The organism is Corallococcus sicarius, assembly GCF_003611735.1.
GTDB lineage: Bacteria > Myxococcota > Myxococcia > Myxococcales > Myxococcaceae > Corallococcus > Corallococcus sicarius.
The window spans coordinates 1-1,248 of record NZ_RAWG01000641.1 but is presented as its reverse complement, the minus strand read 5'-3'; the positions used below and the strand labels follow the sequence as shown (position 1 = coordinate 1,248).

At 68.3% G+C, this 1,248-nt stretch carries 1 protein-coding gene; it reads left to right on the top strand.

All coding sequences use genetic code 11. The features are described from left to right. Positions 1-17: 17 nt before the first annotated feature. Positions 18-1,248, top strand: a 1,231-nt coding sequence (locus D7X12_RS41430; RefSeq protein ID WP_244225105.1) for an AMP-binding protein, incomplete at its 3' end; no start/stop codon positions are given.

Sequence of the window (1,248 nt, the reverse complement as noted above, 5' to 3'; positions counted from 1 at the left end):
GCCAGGTGCGCGGCACGGTGCTCGAAGCGTATGAGCACCAGGACGTACCGTTCGAGAAGCTCGTGGAGGTGCTGCAGCCCACGCGCAGTCTCAGCCACACACCGCTCTTCCAGACGTTGCTGACGCTCCAGAACGTGCCCACTGAGGACGTGCGTCTGCCGGGCTTGCGCCTCCAGGGCCTGACCTCCGAACACACGACCTCGAAGTTCGACCTGAGCGCCTTCTTCTCGGAGACGCCGGAAGGATTGCAGGGCGTGCTGGAGTACAGCACCGCGCTCTTCCATCGAAGCACCGTGGAGCGGATGGCCGCCCACCTGCGCATGTTGCTCGAAGCCGTGGCTGCGACACCCGAGCAGCCGGTAGCGGAGCTGCCCCTGCTGGGGACCGAGGAGCGCCAGCGCCTCCTCGTCGGCTGGAATGACACCGCGGTGGAGAGCCCTACCGACGTTCCCGTCCATGTCCACTTCGCGCGTCAGGCCCAGCAGACTCCCGACGCCGTGGCCCTCGTCCTGGGTGACGTGACCATGACGTACGGCCAGCTCGACGCTCGCGCCAATCAACTGGCCCATCACCTGCGCGCGCTCGGCATCACGCCCGGTGCGCGCGTCGGCCTCGCCGTCGAGCGCTCCTTCGAGTTGGTGGTCGCACTCCTCGCCATCCTCAAGGCCGGTGCCGCATTCGTCCCGGTGGACCGCAATGCCCCCGTGGAGCGCATCGCCATGCTCCTGGAGGATGCCGACGTCGAGGTGGTCCTCACGCACCAGCCCTTCGCCTCACTGCTGCCCACCACCGGCACCCGTGTCTGGCTGGACGCGCAGCAAGACGTCCTCGGCTCATTCCCCACGCACGCGCCGGACGTGCATGTGGACGGCGAGTCCCTCGCCTACGTCATGTTCACCTCGGGCAGCACGGGCCGCCCCAAGGGCGTCTGCGTGCCCCATAGGGGCATCACCCGGCTGGTGCTTGGCAATACCTTCATGCGCTTCGGGCCCGACGAAGTGTGGCTCCAGTTCGCTCCCGTTGCCTTCGACGCGTCCACGCTCGAAATCTGGGGCGCGCTGCTGCACGGCGCGAAGCTCGTTCTCGCGCCGCCCCATGCCCTCACCCTGGAGGAGTTGGCGGCGCAGCTGCGTCACCACCGCGTGACGTCGCTGTGGCTGACGGCCGCCCTCTTCGAGCAGATGGCCCTTCACCAGGCAGAAGCGCTCGCCACCGTGCGGCAACTCCTGGCCGGTGGCGACGTGCTCC